Origin of the sequence: Corynebacterium sp. MSK073, from assembly GCF_030232085.1 — a bacterium.
Taxonomy (GTDB): domain Bacteria; phylum Actinomycetota; class Actinomycetes; order Mycobacteriales; family Mycobacteriaceae; genus Corynebacterium.
On the sequence record NZ_JASPIY010000001.1, the window covers coordinates 15,831 to 36,585 of the forward strand.

At 61.6% G+C, this 20,755-nt stretch carries 25 protein-coding genes; 20 read left to right on the plus strand and 5 right to left on the minus strand.

What is annotated here, in order from left to right; all coding sequences use genetic code 11:
- The first annotated feature begins 86 nt into the window (after positions 1 to 86).
- The 4 genes from ilvA to QP970_RS00085 are packed head-to-tail and all read left to right on the plus strand — an operon-like array spanning position 87 to position 2,624.
- Complete coding sequence (ilvA, locus tag QP970_RS00070) at positions 87 to 1,355, plus strand: threonine ammonia-lyase IlvA (RefSeq protein WP_284869370.1); 1,269 nt, start codon at positions 87 to 89, stop codon at positions 1,353 to 1,355.
- Positions 1,355 to 1,999 (plus strand): YigZ family protein, encoded by a 645-nt coding sequence (locus QP970_RS00075; RefSeq protein ID WP_239269967.1) that lies wholly within the window; start codon positions 1,355 to 1,357, stop codon positions 1,997 to 1,999. Before ilvA ends, QP970_RS00075 begins: the two co-directional genes overlap by 1 nt.
- Positions 1,996 to 2,235 (plus strand): hypothetical protein, encoded by a 240-nt coding sequence (locus QP970_RS00080; RefSeq protein WP_284869371.1) that lies wholly within the window; start codon positions 1,996 to 1,998, stop codon positions 2,233 to 2,235. The genes QP970_RS00075 and QP970_RS00080 overlap by 4 nt, the downstream gene beginning before the upstream one ends.
- Positions 2,235 to 2,624, plus strand: a complete 390-nt coding sequence (locus QP970_RS00085) for an RNA-binding S4 domain-containing protein (RefSeq protein WP_005283779.1) — start codon at positions 2,235 to 2,237, stop codon at positions 2,622 to 2,624. Before QP970_RS00080 ends, QP970_RS00085 begins: the two co-directional genes overlap by 1 nt.
- Here QP970_RS00085 and QP970_RS00090 read toward each other — a convergent pair.
- The 4 genes from QP970_RS00090 to QP970_RS00105 all read right to left on the minus strand — a co-directional run bounded on the left by QP970_RS00090 (position 2,621) and on the right by QP970_RS00105 (position 6,308).
- Positions 2,621 to 3,619: a GTP pyrophosphokinase gene (locus tag QP970_RS00090; RefSeq protein WP_239269968.1), complete on the minus strand. Its 999-nt coding sequence runs from the start codon at positions 3,617 to 3,619 to the stop codon at positions 2,621 to 2,623. The genes QP970_RS00085 and QP970_RS00090 overlap by 4 nt on opposite strands.
- 10 nt (positions 3,620 to 3,629) lie before the next feature.
- Positions 3,630 to 4,247: a hypothetical protein gene (locus QP970_RS00095; RefSeq protein ID WP_239269969.1), complete on the minus strand. Its 618-nt coding sequence runs from the start codon at positions 4,245 to 4,247 to the stop codon at positions 3,630 to 3,632.
- 72 nt (positions 4,248 to 4,319) lie between these two features.
- Positions 4,320 to 5,672: a 3'-5' exonuclease gene (locus QP970_RS00100; protein ID WP_239269970.1), complete on the minus strand. Its 1,353-nt coding sequence runs from the start codon at positions 5,670 to 5,672 to the stop codon at positions 4,320 to 4,322.
- Positions 5,673 to 5,774: 102 nt separating this feature from the next.
- Entirely contained in the window at positions 5,775 to 6,308 is a 534-nt protein-coding gene (locus QP970_RS00105) for a TetR family transcriptional regulator (protein WP_239269971.1), read from the minus strand.
- Positions 6,309 to 6,469: 161 nt separating this feature from the next.
- Here QP970_RS00105 and QP970_RS00110 point away from each other — a divergent pair, with 161 nt between their 5' ends.
- Positions 6,470 to 7,240, plus strand: a complete 771-nt coding sequence (locus QP970_RS00110) for a hypothetical protein (RefSeq protein ID WP_239269972.1) — start codon at positions 6,470 to 6,472, stop codon at positions 7,238 to 7,240.
- Between the two features lie 118 nt (positions 7,241 to 7,358).
- On the plus strand, positions 7,359 to 7,778 hold the full coding sequence (locus QP970_RS00115) for a hypothetical protein (protein WP_239269973.1): 420 nt from the start codon (positions 7,359 to 7,361) through the stop codon (positions 7,776 to 7,778).
- On the opposite strand, the gene QP970_RS00120 is transcribed toward QP970_RS00115, so the two are convergent.
- Positions 7,765 to 8,664, minus strand: a complete 900-nt coding sequence (locus QP970_RS00120; RefSeq protein WP_239269974.1) for a YbjN domain-containing protein — start codon at positions 8,662 to 8,664, stop codon at positions 7,765 to 7,767. The genes QP970_RS00115 and QP970_RS00120 overlap by 14 nt on opposite strands.
- 138 nt (positions 8,665 to 8,802) lie before the next feature.
- Between QP970_RS00120 and hisD the strand changes: the two genes are divergently transcribed.
- From hisD to pyk, 14 genes are all read left to right on the plus strand, one after another.
- Positions 8,803 to 10,113 carry a histidinol dehydrogenase gene (hisD, locus tag QP970_RS00125; protein ID WP_239269975.1) on the plus strand — a complete coding sequence of 437 codons (1,311 nt, stop codon included), beginning with the start codon at positions 8,803 to 8,805 and terminating at the stop codon, positions 10,111 to 10,113.
- A complete protein-coding gene (locus QP970_RS00130; RefSeq protein ID WP_239269976.1) occupies positions 10,114 to 11,226 on the plus strand; it encodes a histidinol-phosphate transaminase in 1,113 nt (370 codons plus the stop codon).
- A gap of 3 nt (positions 11,227 to 11,229) precedes the next feature.
- Positions 11,230 to 11,832, plus strand: coding sequence for an imidazoleglycerol-phosphate dehydratase HisB (gene hisB / locus QP970_RS00135; protein ID WP_239269977.1), 603 nt, complete (start codon positions 11,230 to 11,232; stop codon positions 11,830 to 11,832).
- 12 nt (positions 11,833 to 11,844) lie between these two features.
- Entirely contained in the window at positions 11,845 to 12,003 is a 159-nt protein-coding gene (locus QP970_RS00140; protein ID WP_496111633.1) for a CG2302 family histidine operon protein, read from the plus strand.
- Positions 12,000 to 13,250 carry an MFS transporter gene (locus tag QP970_RS00145; protein ID WP_284849578.1) on the plus strand — a complete coding sequence of 417 codons (1,251 nt, stop codon included), beginning with the start codon at positions 12,000 to 12,002 and terminating at the stop codon, positions 13,248 to 13,250. The genes QP970_RS00140 and QP970_RS00145 overlap by 4 nt, the downstream gene beginning before the upstream one ends.
- 3 nt (positions 13,251 to 13,253) lie before the next feature.
- Positions 13,254 to 13,886, plus strand: coding sequence for an imidazole glycerol phosphate synthase subunit HisH (gene hisH / locus QP970_RS00150; RefSeq protein ID WP_239269979.1), 633 nt, complete (start codon positions 13,254 to 13,256; stop codon positions 13,884 to 13,886).
- Between the two features lie 13 nt (positions 13,887 to 13,899).
- Positions 13,900 to 14,688, plus strand: a complete 789-nt coding sequence (gene priA / locus QP970_RS00155; RefSeq protein WP_239269980.1) for a bifunctional 1-(5-phosphoribosyl)-5-((5-phosphoribosylamino)methylideneamino)imidazole-4-carboxamide isomerase/phosphoribosylanthranilate isomerase PriA — start codon at positions 13,900 to 13,902, stop codon at positions 14,686 to 14,688.
- Between the two features lie 3 nt (positions 14,689 to 14,691).
- Entirely contained in the window at positions 14,692 to 15,462 is a 771-nt protein-coding gene (locus tag QP970_RS00160; protein WP_239269981.1) for an inositol monophosphatase family protein, read from the plus strand.
- Positions 15,463 to 15,494: 32 nt separating this feature from the next.
- Positions 15,495 to 16,265: an imidazole glycerol phosphate synthase subunit HisF gene (hisF, locus tag QP970_RS00165; RefSeq protein WP_239269982.1), complete on the plus strand. Its 771-nt coding sequence runs from the start codon at positions 15,495 to 15,497 to the stop codon at positions 16,263 to 16,265.
- Positions 16,262 to 16,624 carry a phosphoribosyl-AMP cyclohydrolase gene (hisI, locus tag QP970_RS00170; protein ID WP_023022973.1) on the plus strand — a complete coding sequence of 121 codons (363 nt, stop codon included), beginning with the start codon at positions 16,262 to 16,264 and terminating at the stop codon, positions 16,622 to 16,624. The genes hisF and hisI overlap by 4 nt, the downstream gene beginning before the upstream one ends.
- Positions 16,624 to 17,259 (plus strand): TIGR02234 family membrane protein, encoded by a 636-nt coding sequence (locus QP970_RS00175; RefSeq protein WP_239269983.1) that lies wholly within the window; start codon positions 16,624 to 16,626, stop codon positions 17,257 to 17,259. Before hisI ends, QP970_RS00175 begins: the two co-directional genes overlap by 1 nt.
- An 86-nt stretch (positions 17,260 to 17,345) precedes the next feature.
- A complete protein-coding gene (locus QP970_RS00180) occupies positions 17,346 to 18,176 on the plus strand; it encodes an indole-3-glycerol phosphate synthase TrpC (RefSeq protein WP_239269984.1) in 831 nt (276 codons plus the stop codon).
- 52 nt (positions 18,177 to 18,228) lie between these two features.
- The gene (gene lgt / locus QP970_RS00185) at positions 18,229 to 19,200 is read left to right on the plus strand and encodes a prolipoprotein diacylglyceryl transferase (protein WP_239269985.1); all 972 of its coding nucleotides are present in this window, start codon (positions 18,229 to 18,231) and stop codon (positions 19,198 to 19,200) included.
- Positions 19,201 to 19,321: 121 nt separating this feature from the next.
- A complete protein-coding gene (gene pyk / locus QP970_RS00190; RefSeq protein ID WP_175279200.1) occupies positions 19,322 to 20,740 on the plus strand; it encodes a pyruvate kinase in 1,419 nt (472 codons plus the stop codon).
- Positions 20,741 to 20,755: the final 15 nt, after the last annotated feature.

The window sequence follows — 20,755 nt, forward strand, 5'->3', positions numbered from 1 at the left end:
CCAAACCACGTAACAGTCACGCTAAACCGGAATGAAATCTAGGTGAATCGGTCGAGCACTAGGTAGGACGAGTAGACTCTGCAATCATGACTGAATCGACCATCCACGCATCCGATATCCAGCAGGCACAGGCACGTATCAGTTCCGAAATCGCGCCGACGCCGCTGCAGTATTGCCCCCGGCTTTCTGCGGAAACGGGCTGTGAGGTCTATTTAAAGCGCGAGGATCTCCAGGACGTGCGCTCGTATAAGATACGCGGCGCGCTCAATAGCATCTCCAGCTTGTCGCAGGAGGAGCGGGAGCGGGGCATCGTGACGGCATCGGCAGGCAACCATGCACAAGGCGTGGCCTATGCGTGCCGCACCATGGGGATTCCGGGCAAGATTTTCGTCCCGGAGCCCACGCCCATGCAAAAGCGCGACCGCATCCACGTGCACGGCGGAGACCAAGTGGAACTCGTAGTAGTGGGTGCCAACTTTGACGAGGCCGCGGCCGCCGCGCATGCCGATGCCGCCGAGCGCCACGCCAACTTCATCGAGCCCTTCGATGCCCGCGATACGATCATCGGCCAGGGCACCGTGGCCGCGGAGGTCTTGGCGCAGCTTTCGGCCAAGGGCGCCTCGGTCGATACCATCGTCGTGCCCGTCGGCGGCGGTGGGCTGATTTCTGGCATCACCTCCTATATGGCGGATATGGCACCGCACGCGAAGGTGGTGGGTGTGGAGCCGGAAGGGGCGGCATCGCTAAGAGCAGCCTTCCGCAATGGCGGGCCGGTGGCGCTAGAGAGCGTGGATCCGTTTGTCGACGGCGCGGCGGTCAAGCGCCTGGGCTCGCTGCCGTATGAGATTTTGGAGGCCAACCAATCGCGCCTGCACTGGGACACGGTCTCTGAGGGGGCGGTGTGCACGGACCTGCTCAACCTGTATCAAAATGAGGGTATTATCGCCGAGCCCGCCGGTGCGCTGTCCGTGGCCGGGCTGCAGCGGGTGCCGCTAGAACCGGGTTCGACGGTGGTCTGCGTGATTTCTGGGGGAAATAATGACGTGCTGCGCTACGCCGAAATCATGGAGCGCTCCCTGGTGCACCGCGGCCTGAAGCACTACTTCTTGGTCAATTTCCCGCAGGAACCGGGCCAGCTGCGCCACTTCCTATCTGAAATCCTGGGCCCCAGCGATGACATCACTCTTTTTGAGTACCTCAAGCGCAATAACCGCGAGACCGGTGCCGCGCTGGTGGGCATACAGCTAAGCCGCGCCGAGGACCTGGCGGGGCTGAAGGAGCGGATGGCCGAGTCCAAGATCTCGGTGCAGCACCTGCAGCCGAATACCCCCGAGTACGATTTCCTGGTGGCCTAATGCGCGATACGTATCGGCGCCCCACCGGCCAGGTGGAACACGAAAATGAGATCAAACGCTCGCGGTTTATTGCCCTGATCGGCCGGGTCACAAACGAGGAAGAAGCGCGGGCGTTTATCGATGCCGCCCGCCAGCGCTTTCCCGATGCCCGCCACCATTGCTCCGCCTATGTCTACCACGTCGACGACGCGAACCCAGTGGAACGTTCCTCCGATGATGGCGAGCCTTCCGGGACGGCCGGAAAACCCATGTTGGATGTGGTGAAAGGCTCTGGAATGCTTGATATTTGCGCGGTGGTCGTGCGCTACTTCGGCGGCATCAAGCTGGGCGCGGGCGGCCTCGTGCATGCCTATGGCGGGGCGGTCAGCGAGGCCATGGAGAAGGTCGAGGCGGTCACTCGGGCGCGCCGGGAGCTTTATACGGTGGAATGCCCGCACGCCACGGCCGGGCGCCTCGAAGCGGATTTGCGCGGGCGCGGCATCGATATCACCGATACCGAGTACGGTGCAGCCGTAACCTTTACCGTCGCCGTGCGCCCGGGTGGGCTCGATGCGCTCCAGGCGATGCTCGCCGCGCTTTCCCAAGGTGAAATCAGCGCGCGCGAAGCAGGTTCTGCTTGGGTTGAGGTAGGATCTGGGTCATGACTATGCAGCAGCGACCGAATAACCCCATTGCGCAGCGCAAGCAGCAGGTGCGCAAGCACTCCCGCAACGCCGTTATTTCCGTTGCCGGTGGCCTCGGCGCAGGAGTTGTTTTAGGTGTGCTATCTGCTAATTTGGCCGCTTGGATGGTTTTGGGCCTTATCATCGCCGTGGTGGGCGGCGGGTATAACTGGTTGAAGATCCGCAGAATCGTCAACGAGAACCACAATAATTATTAATGCCTACCCCGCAGCCAAGCGGCCGCCCCGTCCGCATTGATGCTTGGGTATGGGCGGTGCGCATGTTCAAAACCCGATCCGCCGCGGCCACCGCGGTGCGCGCCGGGCACGTGAAAATCAACGGTGAAGCGGTCAAACCCGCGCAACAAGTCGTGCCAGGCGATAGGGTGCGCGTGTGGCGCAACCACCACGAGCACGATTTGGAGGTGCTGGCTACCGTCGCCAAGCGCGTGGGCGCGCCGGTGGCGCGCACCTGCTATACCGATCACGCGCCTCCGCCACCGCCCAAGGAGTTCATGCCGTCCGTGCCGGTGCGCCCCCGCGGTGCGGGCCGGCCGACGAAGAAGGAACGCCGCGATATGGAAAAATTCCGCGGCGGGTTCCGCTAGGAATTAGCGCGCAGCGCCTTAAGGCGCGCGTTCAGGCGGCGCCGGCGGCCGGCGCGGTCGCCGGATTCAGCGGTGGCCTCGATATGCTGTTTGCCAAATTTATTGAGCAAGAGGTCATCGATAAGGCGCACTTGGCCGGGCCGAAAGCGATAGTGCATGGTGTCGTGGACGTGGGCAATGGCGTCATCGTCAAGCAGCTGCTCGAGCTGGTCCAAGGACCGGATATCGTTTTCCTCCAAGATTTCCGCGAGGAAGCGGTAGTGCTCCGAGCGCGAAAGTGGGAAGCGGTTGCCCAAAATGATGGCTAGGACGCCAGGCAGGGTTTCCGGAGTAAGCTCCACGTCCGTGTCCGTCTCCGTGCGCGGGGCCTTGAGCGCGGCGATTTCATCGAATTGCTGATCGGCTAGTTCGATGAGGCCGGCGGCCAGCGTAAAAAGGCGGTCGACCTCGGGCGAGGGCGGGGTAGGGCCCTGCTTATAGCGGATATCGTGCTCGAATTCCGCCCACGCGTGCTGCAGCACGGTGCGGATTTGCACCTCAAAGGTCCAACCCACGAAATCGGCGAGCTCTTCCATGGCCGCCGCGCTATCGTCCGTCACGGTGAGCACCAGGTGGTGGGAACCGTAGCCAAAACCGCCGGAAATGCGGGTCTCGGCCGCCTTATCTACAGAGCGCACGACCTTGAAGGACTCGCCCAGCACGTCTAGCGCATTGGGAATGGTGGTGGAGTGGTACAGCGTAACGCGCACGCCCATGACATCGTGGATATCGTCCCACGGGGTGGGGTAGATGAAATCGCCGCCCTCGCCCCGCTTCTTGGCCTTGCGTTTGAGCGAAGACCACGCCTTGACGCGCGTGGATACCCGGTCAAAGATGATGCCGGCGTCATTGAGTAGATCCTCGATGGCGGTGCGAAAATCCTCCGCCGCCGTGGGGTGGCTGCGGGTCCAGGCGTGGTACTGATTGCTCAGCCTCGACATCCTGCTTTCCGCCATGGTGCTCCTCTCATAATTCGCGGGGAAATCCGTTAGACCATACTAGCGGGCGCGAATGTAAAACGGTGCGATGGCGGGGAAGTTGTTCGGCGGCGGCGCGGGCGAGGTCGCGGGCATACTCATCGGGTAAGTGGGCGAAGACAAAAACCGTCGCGGAATCAGGCACCAGGTAGGTTAAAGAATGCGAGCGCATGAGGCGGCGCATGTGCTTATCCAGCACGGTGAAGGTTTCTGGGTGGGCCAACCACGAGGAAACCGGGGCGCCGTGGGAGCGAACTTGCAGGCCGCCATAGGGCGCTGCGGCCGGCAGGGCGCAGTGGGCCGGGCGCGTCCAAAAGCGCAGGCCCTGCGAGTCGAGCGCGGCGCGCTGCAGGTTATGCGAGGCGCAATTCCACGCCTGTCGGGCCGAAACATCGAGGTCCGCGAGGCCGCGGTGGCTAAGCCTGCGAAAAGTGCGCTGCCCGGGAAAGACCAGCGCCATCGACAAGTTGGGCGAAAGCTGGATGGTGGCAAGGGAGTCGCAAAAGCCGTCATCGGAAAGCCGCTGGTGCTTAATCCACGACCGAGCGAAGAGCGCCGGCAGCAAATTAGCGGTGGTGGGGCGGGGAGCGTCGAGCGTAAGGGTCATGGTGATTTCTCCAGGGTCGTGAGTATCCGCCCCTATTGGACTGGAGAAATGGCCGGGTGGTTCCCTGCGGGCTTAAAAAGGCGGCTCGGCGTCGAGCTCGAGTTCAGAAAAGAGCTGGGCACCGGACCACATGGTGATGTCCTGACCCTTTTTCTGCAGCTCTTCGGCGCGCTTTTCCTTGGAGGTCTTCTTCGCCCATTCGCCGACGACAAGCAGCGTGGTCTTCTTGGTGACGTTTTTGCCCACTTGCCCGCCGCGCTTGGCGATGCCCTGCCACAGCAGCCCCTTATCGTACGGCTCGAAATCGCCGGTCAGGGTGACGTGCTGGCCGTAGAGCGCGCCCTTTGGATCGGCATCGGGATTGGGATCTGGGATGGTATCCGGGGTGGCCACGGCCTGCCACGGCGCCCGGCCAGAAGACGAGGGCTTCTTGTTGGTTCCGGCGGAGCGAGTGGAATCGCGGAAATCGGTACCGGCGCCCAGATCGTCGCCGGAGGTGGGCGCGGTATGCGCGCGCAGGACCGGCAGGATGGCCGCGGACTCGAGCCGGCCGAGGCTAAACTCGCGGCTGGTGAAGAGATCGGTGATGCTTCCGGTATGCACGAAGCGCTGGGCCAACCCGGTGATGATGGTGCCGGCGGCACGGGCGTCCTCTGTGGCATCGTGGTGGGTAAAAGAGTCGCCGCCGAGGTGTTTCACCACGGTGGGAAGCTTGTGGTTGGCTACCGAGATAATACCTTGCTTGGACGCATCGCGGGACAAAGCGAGCGAGCAGGCCAACGGGACGGTGGGGACATCGGCGCCGGCGGCCAGCAATCCGGAGCGCAGCGCGGAAGAGTCGAACTGGACATTGTGCGCGACGATGACATCGCTGCCGATGAAATCAAAGAGCTCTGCGGCCGCTGTGGCAAAGGGCGTGGCCCCCTCGACATCGGCGGCGGTAATCCCATGGATGGAGATATTGATTTCTGCAAAGTGCTCCAAGCCTGGGGGAGGGGTGCACAGCCACGACTGGGACGCGGTTTCCTCGCCATCGCGGTAACGCACGGCACCGATCTGGCAGATGGAACCCCAATTATCATTGGCGGTTTCTACATCAACCGCGACGAAATCAAGCCCTGGGGTTTCCTCGTTAGTGGATGGGGTTGGGGCTTCCGCGGGTGTGTCGCCCTGTTGCGCCGCCTTAATGGCGCGCGCCACGCTGTGGGGATCTTGGTGCGGCGCGAAGGCAATGCTGCCGGCGCTGCCTAAGGACAAGGAACCAAAACCGGTGGCGGTGGGTCCGTGGACGCGCAGGTCATCGATGGTATCGAGCGCGATTTCTGCGGTGGCAGGAGCGCCTAAGCTGCGGGAGAGCAGGCTGCGGTGAAGCACGACTTTTTCCGCAGTGACATCGATGGATACGCCATGCGCGGGATACGACACGAAAATGGCCTTTCTTCTGAGGTGAGAATCTAAGGGGGAGGTGCTGCACAGAGATCGTACTCGCTTGTGCTTAGCAGAAATCCGCCGCGGGGGTGAAGCGTTTTAATCCGTCCCGCTGTGCTGCAATCCGGCATTGATAATACGCACGCCACGCACCAAATCGGCGCGGTAGTCCGCCGGGGTAGCTCCGCCGGTGGTTTCTAAAAGCTGGCGCTGGGATTGCTCGAGCAGCGTGGCGCCTAGGACGAGGTGCACGGCGGAAAGGGCGGCGGCCTTGCGGGCAGTATCATCGAAATCGGGGCAGGTGGCGGAGCTAAACTGTGCGACGAGGTGATCCCACGCCGTGGAATCCGGCTGGGAGAGGCCGGCGATGGCAACTTCCGCGCCATCGCGCCGGGCCAGGAGCAATTTGCGCAGGTGCAGGCTAATTTCTTCCAGCGTGGAACCGGCGACGGGGGCGATAATATCTTCGGCAAGAGCGGCGATGAGCGCCTGCTTATTGGCGATGTGCCAATACAGTGCGCCCGGGGCAACGCCGAGGGAGGAGGCGACGCGGCGCATGGTGACATCGGCAAGCCCATACGTATTCAATAGGGTCGTGGCGGCGTCGATGATGGCCTCGCGATGTAGTTGCACAGTGGAAATTGTACGTGTTTCGCCGCGCCAAGGAATAGCTCACAGGTACTTTTCAGACTGCAATAATGTCCCTTGCAAACTTGCATTGTTAAGATTGCGGGGACATAAGAACCCGTCGTGAGGCGGCTTCGCATTCGAAAGATTGATTCAGGAGCTCTCCCTTGTCCTTTTTGACCCCTGCTAAGAAGTCCCTTTTTGCGGTCGCTATGGTTGCCCCGCTTGCCTTAGCTGCATGCAGCTCAAATGACGAGGACGATTCGACGAAGACCACGTCGTCTTCGTCTGCTTCCTCGTCCTCTGAGACCTCCGCGAAGGAATCGGCGAAAAAGTCTGAGGACAAAGACGCAGATAAGGATAAAAAGAAGGAAAAGGAAGAAAAGGACAAGAAAAAGGCCGCCGAGGAGCCTAAGGAGAAGGGCGAAGAAGGCGGCAATGAGGGCACCAACGCGAACCCCATTGAGAATGAGGACGATCCCTTCGCCAACGCCCAGGACATCAAGCCCATTGAAGGTGGGCAAGAAGCAAGCGATGGCGATAAGCAGGCCATTGAGCAGTTGGTGCGCGGGCAGCATGAGATTGACAATGTTAAGGACTACTTTGGATACATGCCTGCCCACGCCTGCAAGGCCGTGCGCGAAGGCGAGTCCGGGGATTTCCAGCAGTACCTCAACTACGTCGATAGCCTGCCCAACCAGTCCTTTGCGGAATACGCAAACTCCATGCGCCAGCAAAGCCAGGGCAATGCCAAGATCAACGAGTTCGCCGACCAGCTAGAGGCCATCCCTACCTCCACCAAGCTGGAATCGATCAATGACGTTGTGGTCAATGGCGATGATGCCTCTGCTACCGTGAGCGTGTCGAACTCGGACGGTACCGATACCTCCACCGTTCGTTTCCGCCGCGAGGACGGTAACTGGACCTTCTGTAACTAAAATGTCTTCCCGCCAAGCTCGCTTGCCCCGCACACTCGGTTTCGGTGCGGGGCTCCTCGCGTGTTCCCTGTTCGTTTTCGGCATCTGTGGCGCGCTCTGGGGGTTTATGCGCCCTACGATGACCGGCCATGCTGTCGACGGTGGCGGCTACGCCATTGAAGCCGCGGGCAACGCGCAATTCGTCGCATTTATGACCTTTGCACTCGTCACGGGTTTCTTGGGGCTGTGCCTCGGACTGGCCGCATTCGCGCAGCGTCGCGGGCGTGGTCTCACGATGCTGCTGTGGGTAGGGCTGTGCGCGCTTACCGGTGCCGCTTCCTTCTACGTCTTTGGTGGCATCACCGCAACGCACCCGCCGGAGAACCCCGGGGACGTCGTGGAATTTGCGCCGAACTTTTCTCCCGCCGTGGCCTGGGTGGTAGCCCCATTTTTGGCCATGTTTTCCTATTGGTGCACCGCGTTTATTAGCTCCGACGCGGACTGGGAGACGGCTGGCAAAGAGGCCAGTGCGCAAAGGGAAGTAGTTACGCCCACTTGACCGGGGAGCTGCCACAGAATTCCCGCGCGATGTCATCGATTGCGTGCAGGATCGCATCGAGGCTCTGGCTTAAAACCCGCAGCAGCTGGCCTTGGTGAAGGCCCGCCCCGGTCAGGGTCGGCACATCGACGTGGACGTGGAGGCCGTCGTCGCTGGCGCGGCAGTAGGCCGTGGCGCTGTGGTTTGCCCGGTTCCAGTCATTGCAGATCAAAAACAAACGGGTGAATTCGTCCTCATCCGCATTCAGGTCCCACCGGCCTGTGATGATGAGGCTTGGCCCAGAGTCGAGGGTGAAGGTGCAGGCGATGGAGTTGACGAGGGCAAATAGGCAGATTTCACCATCGCTATGGAAGCGGTCGATCCCTATCTGCGGCAGAGCGGTCGCGAGGAAATCCAGGGTGACCGCGGGCGGGGAAGCGGCATCGTCTTGAGCTAGCAACAGCTCTGGTTCTTGGGCCAGGGCCGGAAATTCGCGCGTCGCCACGCTAATGAGCACCTCTGCGCCGCGGAGCGCGGCGGGCACAAAAGCGGCCAATTGATCGTGCGTTGGTGCAGTTCCAGTGCTGAAGTGGCTCTGCCCACACAGCACCAGCGACCCCTCCTCGTCATAGTCCAGCACGGCGGTGGGGTAGAGGCAATCGGCATTCCAACTGGTGATAAATCGGGACAGCGCGGCGGCCTCGCCCAAGTCAACCGCGCCGCGCAGAGTGGTGTGCAGGTGGACAACCACATCGTCGGTCTGCGACACAAAGACCAGCGTGGACCCCGCCTGCCCATGGGAAATGACGAGTTCTCCAGTTGATAGCGCCCAATAGGAAAAATCAAGCTTGCGGACGATGGCGCGCAGGTGCCGCTCAAGACTGGTGGATTCAAATTCGATCATCATGCACCGCACACTCGCCTTCGCTGGAAGTTGATTTTGAGTCTATCGCCCAAGAGGGTGTCCCCGCGGCGCTTTGGGCGATAGTATATTGGTTTGTCTACAGATATAGCCCACGGTGATCAACCAGAAAGTGAGCCAGGAATGCTTCGAACCATCGATCTCCGCGGTCAACAGCTTCGCCCCGCTACGCTGCGCCGCGTCCTTCCGCGCGGCGGCACCGATGTGAATTCCGTCATGGGGACCGTCGTGCCGATGGTCAATAAGGTGCGCGACGAAGGCGTCCAGGCGGCGTTGGATTATGGGGAGCAATTCGATGGGGTGCGCCCGCCGTCCCTGCGCGTCCACCAGGCCGAACTGCAGCGGGCCGCCGACGAGCTTGATCCCCAGGTGCGCGCGGCCATCGAGGCCTCCATTGAAAGGGTGCGCCGCGTGCATGCGGACCAAAAGCCGGAGTCGCACACCACGCAGCTGGCCGCCGGCGCCACCGTGACCGAGGTATTCCGCCCCATCGAGCGTGTTGGCCTCTACGTGCCCGGCGGCAAGGCGGTCTACCCGTCTTCTGTCATCATGAATACCGTGCCCGCGCAAGAGGCCGGCGCCTCCAGCCTGGTGGTTGCCTCCCCGCCGCAAAAGGAGCACGGCGGCCTGCCACACCCTACGGTCTTGGCAACGTGCCACATGCTGGGCGTGGAGGAAGTCTGGGCCGTCGGCGGGGGTCAGGCGGTAGCGCTTTTGGCCTACGGAGATGCGGAAGAAGGCGTAGAGCCCGTGGACATGATTACCGGGCCGGGCAATATCTTTGTCGCCGCGGCCAAAAGGGCGGTGCGCGGGGTGGTAGGCACCGATGCGGAGGCCGGCCCGACCGAAATCGCCATCTTGGCGGATGAGACCGCGAACCCCGTCTACGTGGCCTACGATCTCATCTCCCAGGCAGAGCATGATCCGATGGCGGCAAGTGTGTTAATTACGGCATCGGAAAGCGTGGCCCAGCAGGTGCAGCAGGAGGTCGAGCGCCGCTATACGGCAACGGAGAACTCCGCCCGCGCCGCCGAGGCACTTACCGGCGAGCAATCCGGCATCGTTCTGGTGGATTCCGTGGACGCTGGCATCGCCGTGGCGAATGCGTATGCCGCCGAGCACCTAGAAATCCACACCGCGGATGCGCGCGCCGTGGCAGAGCGCATCAACCACGCCGGAGCCATTTTCGTCGGCGCGTATTCCCCGGTGCCCTTGGGGGACTATTCGGCCGGTTCCAACCACGTGCTGCCCACCTCGGGCACGGCGCGGTTTTCCGCGGGGCTTTCCACCCACACCTTCCTCCGGCCGGTCAACCTCATCGATTATGACCGCGGCGCCCTGGAAGAAATCGCCCCCAACGTCATCGCCTTTGCCAATGCCGAGCGCCTTCCCGCCCACGGGGAGGCCATCCGCGCCCGATTCGAGGAGAAATAAATGGCCCAGCTACATGACCTACCGCTGCGCGAGGAATTGCGCGGCGAGACCGCTTATGGCGCCCCGCAGCTGCGGGTGGCCTACCAGCTCAATACCAACGAAAATCCTTTCCCGCCTTCGCCCGCGCTTGTCGATGCCCTCGTGGACGAGGTCCGCCGCTGCGCCAGCTCGCTCAACCGCTACCCAGAGCGCGATGCGGTCGAGCTGCGCACCGAACTAGCGCGCTACGTTTCGCAGCAAACCGGCGTGGATGTCACCTACGAGCAGGTCTGGGCAGCCAACGGCTCCAATGAGATCCTGCAGCAGCTGTTGCAGGCCTTCGGCGGGCCCGGGCGCAGCGTGCTGGGATTTACGCCGTCGTATTCCATGCACCCGATCCTGTCAGCCGGAACCCACACCCGGTTTATCGAGTGCCCGCGCGATGAGAACTTCGCCATCGATATGGACCGCGCCTTAGCGGCGGTGGCCGAGCACCAGCCCGACGTCATCTTTGTTACTACCCCGAATAACCCCACCGGCGGGGTAACCAGCTTGGAGGATATCGCCGCGCTTATCGATGCCGCCCCCGGCATCGTCATCGTCGACGAAGCCTACGCCGAGTTTTCTGACTCGCCGTCCGCGACGAGCCTTTTGGAAAAATACCCCACCAAGCTCGTGGTTTCGCGCACGATGTCGAAGGCCTTCGACTTTGCCGGCGGGCGGCTCGGCTACTTCGTGGCGGATCCGGCCTTCGTGGAGGCCATCATGCTGGTGCGCCTGCCATATCACCTATCCGTCTTATCCCAGGCCGCGGCCACTGTGGCCCTGCGCCACAGCGCAGATACCCTCGCCACCGTGGAAACCATCGCCGCCGAACGCGACATGGTGGCAGGTCGCCTGCGCGAGATGGGCTATACCGTCATGCCGAGCGAATCGAATTTCCTTTTCTTTGGCAATTTTGCGGATCAACACCGCGTGTGGGAGCAGTTCCTGGATGAAGAGGTGCTCATCCGCGATGTAGGGATCGACGGGTATTTGCGCGTGACCATCGGCCTGCCAGAAGAAAATGCGGCCTTTCTGGCTGCGGCGGAAAAGCTAGCGACTACAGTAGGAGCGGATACTTCAAAGGAGTGATTTATGACAAACCGTGTGGGGCGTGCCCAAAGAGCTACATCGGAATCGGACATCACCGTTTCCATCGACCTTGACGGCACTGGGAAAAGCGACATTTCCACTGGACTGCCGTTCTTTGACCATATGCTTACCGCATTTGCCACACACGGGCTCTTTGACCTGCAGGTTAAGGCCACCGGTGACGTGGAGGTAGACGCCCACCACACCGTGGAAGATACCGCCATCGTATTAGGCCAGGCCCTGCGGGAAGCAGTGGGGGATAAGGCCGGGATCCGCCGCTTCGGCTCCCAATTGCTGCCCATGGATGAAGCACTGGTAGAGGCGGTAGTGGACTTTTCGGGCCGCGCGTACTTTGTGATGAATGGCGAACCGGAACACCTGCAGTGGCAGGTCATCGGCGGGCACTATGCCACGGTGATTAACCGCCACTTCTTCGAATCCTTGGCCACGCACGCAGCCATTACCCTGCACGTCAACGTACGCTACGGCCGCGATCCGCACCATGTGACCGAGGCGGAATACAAGGCGGTAGCCCGCGCGCTGCGCGCTGCCGTGGACCACGATCCGCGCCAGACCGGCATCCCTTCAACGAAGGGAGCCCTGTAGCCCGTGCAGTTTATGATCCTCATCCTGTTTTTGGTGGCAGGCCTCTTGGTAGGAGGAGCCTGGTCCGCGTATCAGCAGGACTCGAAGTTTTTTACGGTCGTCGCCGCGCTTTTAGCCGTTATCACCGCGGCCGCGGCCATTGCCTGGATGGTTGGAGGCTTTAGTAAATGAGCGAATCTCAAGAGACCAATATTTGGAAGGTCCCCGGCTATACGCCGACGATGGTAGCCATCGCCGCCGCCTTTGGCGCCTGGTCCATCCTGCTTCCCGTGGTGCCGCTTGCCGTCATTGACTCCGGCGGTTCCGCGACCCTGGCTGGTGGATCCACTGGTATCTTCATGGCCTTTACGGTTGCCACGCAGATCGTATCGCCGTGGCTATTGCGCCGCTGGGGCTACAGGCGCGTGATGGCGCTGTCCGCGTTTACCTTGGGTGTGCCGGCCTTCGGCCACCTGCTGGGCACCGACGCCTGGATCGTCTTGCTATTTTCCGCCCTGCGCGGGGTGGGCTTTGGTGCCCTCACCGTGTCCGAATCCGCGCTCATTGCAGAGCTCTCCCCGGTGCGCCTGCTGGGCAAGGCCACCGGTATGATTGGTGTATTTACAGGCTTGGGGCAGATGATCTTCTTGCCGCTCGGCCTGTTCATGGCCGATTCGCTAGGATACGCCTCTACTTATATCACCGCCGGTCTGATCGGCTTCTTGGGTTTTGCTATGTGTCTGCGCATTCCCAAGATCAAGGTCACCTTGGCCGAGGATAACGATGAAGAAGTCAATATCATCCGTGTTCCTACCTGGAAGCTGGTGCTGGTCCCGGCCTTGGCCTTGACCACGTTTTCTATGAGCTACGGTGCCATTTCCTCGTTCTTGTCCCCTGCGATGCAGGAGCTCGATGCCGCAAGGGGTGCCAGCCTCGCCGGCATCATGCTGTCCATCGTGGGCGGCGCGGCGATGATCTTCCGGTACTTCGCCGGCGTGGTGGCAGACCGCACTGGGACCCCAGGCAGCTTGTACATTCCGAGCCAGATCATGGCGATCATCGGCGTCGGGACGATTTCGCTCACCCTATTTATGGAAAGCTCCATCTGGTGGCTGGTGCTCGGCGCGGTTCTATTCGGCGGTGCCTTCGGTATCGCGCAAAACGAGGCCTTGCTATCCATGTTTGACCGGTTGCCCCGCGAGCGGGTCTCGGAGGCCTCGGCCATTTGGAATATTTTCTACGATAGCGGCACCGGTCTGGGCTCGACCCTGCTCGGCGCCATGGTGGCGGGCTACGGCTACGACGGCGCCTTCGGAGCTGGGGTTGCGATCCTCATCGCCGGTTTGCTGCTCACCACGGCGGACTTCATCTTGGGCCGGACCCGCGTGAGCGAGACCAACGATATCCGCACCCGTTTGCGTCGAATGCGTAAGGTATAGCCCATGACAAAATCTGTGGTGTTATTGGACTACGGCGCGGGCAATATTCGCTCCGCCCAGCGTGCCCTCGAGCGCGTCGGGGCGGAGGTCACCGTCACGGCGGATCCTTATCAGGCCCTCGAGGCAGACGGGCTGCTGGTTCCCGGCGTGGGCGCGTTCGATGCCTGCATGGCAGGGCTGAAGGCCGTGAATGGGCCGAGGGTCATCGGCCAGCGCCTGGCAGGAGAGCGGCCGGTCATGGGTATTTGTGTGGGAATGCAGGTGCTTTTCGATGCCGGCGTTGAGCACGGCATCCACTCCACAGGCTGCGGCGAATGGCCGGGTACGGTCGAACGCCTGCAGTCCGACGTGTTGCCGCATATGGGCTGGAATACCGTTGAGATGCCGGATGGCAGCGCCATGTTTGCCGGGCTTAACGCCGATGAGCGGTTTTATTTCGTGCATTCCTACGGCGTTCGCCGCTGGGAATTGGAAACCGTCATTACCCGCCCGCCGCTGGTGAGCTGGTCCACGCACGCTGGTGATTCTTTCGTGGCGGCGGTGGAAAATGGCGCGCTGTGGGCCACGCAATTCCACCCCGAAAAATCCGGGGATGCGGGCGCGCAGCTATTGGAAAACTGGATGCACACGCTCTAGGTAGGATGAGACCATGACTTTTACGCTTTTGCCCGCAGTCGATGTCGCCGGCGGCAAGGCCGTGCGCTTGGATCAGGGAGAGGCCGGCACCGAAAAGGTCTACGGCGCCCCGCGGGATGCAGCCCTTGAATGGCAGCGCCAGGGCGCCCAGTGGCTGCACTTTGTTGACCTCGATGCCGCCTTTAATCGCGGTTCCAACCACGAGCAGATGGCGGGGATTACCCAAGAACTTGGCATTAATGTCGAGCTGACCGGTGGCATTCGCGATGATGCCGGGGTAGAGCGCGCGCTGGCTACCGGCGCGAATCGCATCAATATTGGCACCGCCGCCTTAGAAAACCCAGAGTGGATAGAAAAAATCCTTGGGCACTACGGCGAAAAGGTCGCCGTGGATTTGGCGGTGCGCTTAGAAGATGGTGAATGGCGCACGAAGGGCAACGGCTGGGTCTCCGACGGCGGGGATCTCTGGGAGGAGCTCGAGCGCCTCGATGCCGCAGGGTGCCAGCGCTTCGTGGTTACGGACGTGTCCAAGGACGGGACGCTGACCGGGCCCAATGTGGAATTATTGCGCGAGGTAGCAATGGCAACCGATGCCAAGGTGACCGCCTCCGGTGGCATTTCCTCCCTGGCGGATCTCACCGAGCTGGCCCGGTATCAAAATGAGGGCATCGATTCGGCGATCATCGGCAAGGCGCTGTATGAGGGAAATTTCAGCCTGGAGGAGGCGCTAGCTGCGGTGGCAGAGGTAGATCCGCTGCCCGCAGAGGTGCCCATCGATCCTTATGACCCCGAGGAAGAGTAAGCGATGATGGATCCGCGCGAGTTGGTGGCCTTCGCGGAGGCGGCCGTTGACCAGGTCGAGCCCATCTTTCGGTCCGGCATCGGGGCGCCGCCGGCCCACTTTAAAAGCCGGGGCGATTTCGCCACAGAGGTGGACTTGGCCATCGAAAAGCAGCTGCGCGATATCTTGCAGCAGATGACCGGCATCCCGGTGTACGGGGAAGAATCCGGCGGTAGTATCCACGACACCGTGTGGGTTGTCGATCCGATCGATGGGACCGCAAATTATTCCGCGGGCAATCCCATGGCCGGCATCTTGGTGGCCTTGGTCCACGAGGGCCAGACTGTTGCGGCCATCTCAGATTTTCCCCTCTTGGGCAGGCGCTTGGTGGCCAGCGACGGCTCGCCGCTGCGCTCTGTGGGTGGGCCGTCCGGCGGTTTCGGTGGCGGGGAAGAGTCCCCAGAATTCGATGATGCCCGTGGGCACGTGGGGTGTTTTTCCAACCTTCCCACTGCGGCATTCCACGAACTGCGAGAATCCGGCTTGCGCCCGCGCATCACAGGCTCGGTGGGACTAGATAATGCCTTCGTGGCCCAGGGCGTCTTTGACGGTGCCGTGAATTTCTCGCCGCACCCGTGGGATAACGCGGCGGGAGCGCTCCTTATCAAGGCGGCCGGGGGCATCGTCACGGATCCGGAGGGTAATCCGTGGACCGTGCAGTCGCGGGGTATGGTCTCTGGTACCCCGCAGGTGCACGAGACAATCCTGGAAATCCTATCTCACCACTCAAATTAACCCTGACCGACTTGTGAAGGAGTAAGCCCCGCATGGCTGTAGCCGTACGCATAATCCCGTGCCTTGATGTGGATCAAGGCCGCGTAGTCAAGGGCGTGAATTTTGCGCACCTGCGCGATGCAGGAGACCCAGTGGAATTGGCCGCGCGCTATGAGGAATTGGGCGCAGACGAACTGACTTTCCTCGATGTCTCCGCGTCCAAGCATGGCCGGTCCACCATGCTCGATGTGGTACGCCGCACCGCCGATCAAGTCTTTATTCCGCTGACCGTGGGCGGGGGAGTGCGCAGCGTTGACGATGTCCGCGAGCTCCTGCGCACCGGCGCGGATAAGGTATCGGTCAATACCGCCGCGATAGGCAATCCCGGCCTGCTGCGCGAATTGGCGGAAGTCTTTGGCTCGCAGTGTATCGTCTTATCCGTGGACGCGCGGCGCACCGACGCGGCGCACGCACCGTCGGGGTTCGAAGTTACGACACACGGCGGGACGACATCGGCTGGCATCGATGCAGTGGAATGGGCCCGGACTGGCGCCGAGCTGGGTGTGGGGGAGATCCTTTTAAACTCCATGGATGCAGATGGCACGAAGGCCGGATTCGACCTCGAACTTCTGCGCGCGGTGCGGGAAACGGTGAATATTCCCGTCATTGCCTCCGGCGGAGCGGGCGCAGCAGCGGACTTTCCACCCGCCGTTGAAGCAGGTGCCGATGCTGTCCTAGCAGCCAGCATTTTCCACTTTGGGGAGGTAGAAATTGGCGAGGTTAAAAAGGTCTTGGCAGATGCCGGAAACGAGGTGCGCCGATGAGCAATCCCGCAGACTATGAGCTAGACCCACAGATTGCTGCGCTACTCAAGCGCAATGAGCAAGGGCTCGTGCCAGCTATTGCCCAGGCCGATTCCGGCGAAGTGCTGATGCTTGCCTGGATGGATGACCATGCGCTTGCCCACACGCTGGCCACGCGCAAGGGAACCTACTTTTCGCGCTCGCGCGGCGAGTATTGGATTAAGGGCGAGACCTCAGGACATACGCAGGAGGTACTCGGTGTGCGCCTTGATTGCGATGGCGATACCATCTTGCTGACCGTGCGGCAGCGCGGCGCCGCGTGCCACACCGGTGACCGGACATGCTTCGATGCGAAAGTTCTTTTAGGGGATGATTCCTAATGACGAGGCGACTTGGCCCGCTTTTTATTGCGGTGGGCACGGCGGTGCTGTGGTTTTCTTCCCGTAGCACTTGGGTAAAAGCGGTAAGCGAGGACGATAAATCGGGCTCGGCAACCAATGAGATCGTGGGTTCCGCGTGGTCCCTAGAACTGATGGCATTGACGCTGGTCCTCCTCGCCGGGGTGCTCGCGGGCCTAGCGCTGCGCCGAACAGGGCGGCGCATCGTGGCCATTGTGTGCGCCCTCGCCGCGGCAGGCGCCGCGTGGAGCCCTATTAGTTTGCTGACCAGCGGCGCTGATGCCGAGCGCGCGCAAAAAATATTGCAGGGCGCGTCCGCAAATGAAAACGCGGTGGATTCTGCCGCAATTTCTGATTGGGCTACCGTCATTTCCACGGAGGCCACCAAGCTGGGCCCCATTGTCGCCATTATCGGGGCCGCGCTGGCATTTTTCGGCGCCGTACTCTTGGCCCAGAACCCGGGCAAGGACAAGGTCAAGGCGTCGAGCAAATACGAAACCCCTGCCGCCCGCCAAGAAAAGCTGGCGGAAGATTTGGAGACCTCATCCGATTCCGGCCGCGTGATGTGGGATGCGCTCGATAGCGATATCGACCCGACCGATGTGGGCCGTAAATAGCCCCGTTCGCGCAGCACAATTTCCGGAAACGCCCCGAATAGCGTTAATCTAAGTGTGATTTTAATCGCGCTTGGAGGGAGGTGCTCATGCCCACACCCATAGCCGTCGATCACCTGGTCGCTGGGGTGCTAGAGGATGTCGCCGCGCGCGAAGCACGCGTTTCCTTCCAAGATATCAAGGCGCGCTCCCGGGACATGGAGCCTCCCCGCGATGCCCGCGCGGCGCTTTTAAAACCAGGTTGTTCGGTCATTACGGAGCTGAAGCGCGCCGTTCCTTATACCGGGGAAATCGCCCACGTGGGCTCGGCCGAGCAGATGGCCGAATGGGCGCGCACCTTTGAGGACTGCGGCGTGCATTTGATGGCCTGCCAGACGGATACGCGGCGCTTTAACGGATCGCTTGAGGATATGGCGGCCGCGCGCGCTGCCATCGATATCCCGATGATGGCGCGCGACCTTATCGTGGACCCGTACCAGATTCATGAGGCTCGCTGTTTTGGCGCCGATGCGATCCCACTGCAGGTCGAGCTTTTAGAGCAAGCCCGATTGGAAGCCCTCTTGGACCGGGCGGAATCATTAGGGATGACCGCCATCGTGGAGGTGCGAACCTGCGGGGAGGTCAACCGCGCCATCAAAGCCGGCAGCAGCGTCATTGCGATCAATGCGTGGTCCCTTGCCTCCGATGAGATCAACCGGGAGGCCTTCAATGATATTGCCCCGGGCCTGCCGGAATCCCTCCTGCGCATCGCCGTGGGTGGGGTGAATAATGCCCGCAATCTCTTCCACTATGCCTCCCGCGGGGCGGATGCGGTATTGGTCGGTGAATCCGTCATGGCGGCTCAGGATCCAACCGCCTTGGCACGCTCCCTGGTGGCCGCGGGCCAGCACCCGGCGTGCCCGTCGCGTAAAAGTTCCTAGGAAAGTGACCCCAAACTAGCTCAAGGGTACGCCGATAAGGCACACTATCAACGTGCATACTCAGAATCTTGCAAATATCCCCTCCCCGCCGCAGGGCGTGGTGTGGCATCTTGGCTCCATTCCAATCCATGCGTATGCGCTGTGCATCATCGCCGGCATCCTCGTGGGCATGTGGATGACGCTGCGGCGATACACGGCCCGGGGCGGCAATCCCGATACGGTGTGGGATGCGACCATCGTCGTCATCCCCGCCGGTATCGTGGGCGGCCGACTCTATCACGTCATCACGGATCATCAGAAGTACTTCTGTGATACCTGCAACCCAGCCGACGCCCTCAAGGTCACCAATGGCGGCCTTGGCATCTGGGGTGCGGTTGCCTTAAGCGCCGTAGCGCTGTGGGTGATGTTTCGAATCAAGAAGATTCCGCTTGCACCGTTCGCGGACGCGGTGGCGCCTGGCCTCATCCTTGCCCAGGGCATCGGCCGGTTGGGAAACTGGTTTAATCAGGAGCTCTACGGCCGGCCGACCGACGTTCCGTGGGCGCTGGATATTTACTACCGCGTCGATGAGGCCGGGGAGTACGCGCCGGTTTCCGGGCATTCTACTGGCGAGGTCATCGCTTCGGTGCACCCGACGTATTTATATGAGCTCATCTGGAACGTGCTGGTGTGCCTGTTCCTTCTGTGGGCGCACAAGGCATGGAAGCTGGGGCGCGGCCGGGTATTTGCCCTCTACGTCGTGGGCTACACCCTGGGCCGCTTCTTCATCGAAGGCATGCGTTCAGACGAAGCCACCCATATCTTCGGCGTCCGCGTAAACCTCATCGTCTCCGCCGTTGTCTTTATCGCAGGTCTCATCGTCTTTTTCTTGCTGGACAGGCAGCGCAAGGGCCCCGAAACGCCAGAGGAAGTTGACCCGCGTTACTACCGCGAGCAGGCGGAAAACGGCGGCGAGGGTGACGAGAAACGCGTGGCAGCCACGCATGCTAACGGCACCTCGGGCACTGCTACCGGCCGGAAATGACCGGTTATGTGTGTTCGTGTCCGATTGCCGTAGTTAAGGCGCCAAAAAATTGTGGCCTGTCGGCGCGCGAGGGAGTAGGTTGGGGGTTGTTCAATTTCCCCGATGGAATAGGCCAATAATGCTGGATAGAAGAACCAAAATTGTCTGTACTCTCGGCCCTGCGGTAGCTAGTGGGGACGGAATTTTGCGCCTTGTAGAAGACGGCATGAACGTCGCGCGCCTCAACATGTCGCACGGCGAGCATGCGGACCACGAGGCCAATTACAAGTGGGTCCGCGAAGCCACCGAAAAGACCGGCCGGAACGTCGGTATCCTGGCCGATCTTCAGGGCCCCAAGATCCGTCTCGGCCGGTTTAAGAACGGCGAAGAGCAGTGGGATAACGGCGAGATCGTCCGCATCACCGTGGACGATGTCGAAGGCACCCACGACCGCGTATCCACCACCTACAAGGGCTTGGCACAAGATGCGAAGCCCGGCGATCGCTTGCTTATCGATGACGGCAAGGTCGCCGTCGTCTGCAAGGAAGTAGACGGCAATGACGTGGTGTGCGAGGTTACCGAGGGCGGCCCCGTATCCAATAACAAGGGCGTCTCCCTGCCCGGCATGAGCATTTCTGTGCCGGCCCTGTCTGAGAAGGACATCGAAGACCTGCGCTTTGCCCTGCAGCTCGGCGTGGACTACATCGCACTGTCCTTCGTGCGTTCGCCTGCCGATGTCGACAAGGTCCACGAGATCATGGACGAGGAAGGTCGCCGCGTGCCGGTCATCGCTAAGCTGGAAAAGCCCGAGGCCGTCGATGCCCTCGAGTCCATCATCTTGGCCTTCGACGCCGTGATGATTGCCCGCGGTGACTTGGGCGTTGAGGTTCCGCTGGAAGAGGTGCCACTCTTCCAGAAGCGTGCTATCCAGATTTCCCGCGAGAACGCCAAGCCGGTCATCGTGGCCACCCAGATGCTGGATTCCATGATCGAAAACTCCCGCCCGACCCGCGCGGAGGCGTCCGACGTGGCCAACGCCGTGCTCGACGGTGCCGATGCGGTGATGCTGTCTGGCGAGACCTCCGTGGGTGCGGATCCGCACAACGTGGTGCGGACCATGTCGCGCATCGTCAAGCGCTCCGAGACCGATGGCCAGGTCCCGCCGCTGGCGCACGTCCCGCGCACCAAGCGCGGCGTGATGTCCTATTCCGCCCGCGATATTGCAGAGCGCCTGAACGCGAAGGCTATCGTTGCCTTCACCTCCTCCGGTGATACCGCAAAGCGCGTCGCCCGCCTGCACTCTGACCTGCCGCTTCTGGTATTTACCCCGGACCAGGACGTGCGCGCCCAGCTGGCGCTTACCTGGGGTGCAGAGACCTTCTTGAGCCCCGACGTCAAGTCCACGGATGAGATGATGGAGGCCATCGATAAGTACCTGCTGGACTTGGACGAGTACGACGAGAATGACTTGGTCGTCGTCGTTGCAGGCACCCCTCCGGGAATCTCCGGCAATACCAACATGATTCAGTGCCACATTTTGGGAGAGACCATCAAGGACTAGCGCACTGAAAAATCC

Bases quoted from the DNA above. Each gene is read 5' to 3' on its own strand.
- ilvA (WP_284869370.1), top strand. From the start codon at position 87: ATGACTGAATCGACCATCCACGCATCCGATATCCAGCAGGCACAGGCA.
- QP970_RS00075 (WP_239269967.1), top strand. From the start codon at position 1,355: ATGCGCGATACGTATCGGCGCCCCACCGGCCAGGTGGAACACGAAAAT.
- QP970_RS00080 (WP_284869371.1), top strand. From the start codon at position 1,996: ATGACTATGCAGCAGCGACCGAATAACCCCATTGCGCAGCGCAAGCAG.
- QP970_RS00085 (WP_005283779.1), top strand. From the start codon at position 2,235: ATGCCTACCCCGCAGCCAAGCGGCCGCCCCGTCCGCATTGATGCTTGG.
- QP970_RS00090 (WP_239269968.1), bottom strand. From the start codon at position 3,619: ATGGCGGAAAGCAGGATGTCGAGGCTGAGCAATCAGTACCACGCCTGG.
- QP970_RS00095 (WP_239269969.1), bottom strand. From the start codon at position 4,247: ATGACCCTTACGCTCGACGCTCCCCGCCCCACCACCGCTAATTTGCTG.
- QP970_RS00115 (WP_239269973.1), top strand. From the start codon at position 7,359: ATGACCGGCCATGCTGTCGACGGTGGCGGCTACGCCATTGAAGCCGCG.
- QP970_RS00120 (WP_239269974.1), bottom strand. From the start codon at position 8,664: ATGATGATCGAATTTGAATCCACCAGTCTTGAGCGGCACCTGCGCGCC.
- hisD (WP_239269975.1), top strand. From the start codon at position 8,803: ATGCTTCGAACCATCGATCTCCGCGGTCAACAGCTTCGCCCCGCTACG.
- QP970_RS00130 (WP_239269976.1), top strand. From the start codon at position 10,114: ATGGCCCAGCTACATGACCTACCGCTGCGCGAGGAATTGCGCGGCGAG.
- hisB (WP_239269977.1), top strand. From the start codon at position 11,230: ATGACAAACCGTGTGGGGCGTGCCCAAAGAGCTACATCGGAATCGGAC.
- QP970_RS00140 (WP_496111633.1), top strand. From the start codon at position 11,845: ATGATCCTCATCCTGTTTTTGGTGGCAGGCCTCTTGGTAGGAGGAGCC.
- QP970_RS00145 (WP_284849578.1), top strand. From the start codon at position 12,000: ATGAGCGAATCTCAAGAGACCAATATTTGGAAGGTCCCCGGCTATACG.
- hisH (WP_239269979.1), top strand. From the start codon at position 13,254: ATGACAAAATCTGTGGTGTTATTGGACTACGGCGCGGGCAATATTCGC.
- priA (WP_239269980.1), top strand. From the start codon at position 13,900: ATGACTTTTACGCTTTTGCCCGCAGTCGATGTCGCCGGCGGCAAGGCC.
- QP970_RS00160 (WP_239269981.1), top strand. From the start codon at position 14,692: ATGATGGATCCGCGCGAGTTGGTGGCCTTCGCGGAGGCGGCCGTTGAC.
- hisF (WP_239269982.1), top strand. From the start codon at position 15,495: ATGGCTGTAGCCGTACGCATAATCCCGTGCCTTGATGTGGATCAAGGC.
- hisI (WP_023022973.1), top strand. From the start codon at position 16,262: ATGAGCAATCCCGCAGACTATGAGCTAGACCCACAGATTGCTGCGCTA.
- QP970_RS00175 (WP_239269983.1), top strand. From the start codon at position 16,624: ATGACGAGGCGACTTGGCCCGCTTTTTATTGCGGTGGGCACGGCGGTG.
- QP970_RS00180 (WP_239269984.1), top strand. From the start codon at position 17,346: ATGCCCACACCCATAGCCGTCGATCACCTGGTCGCTGGGGTGCTAGAG.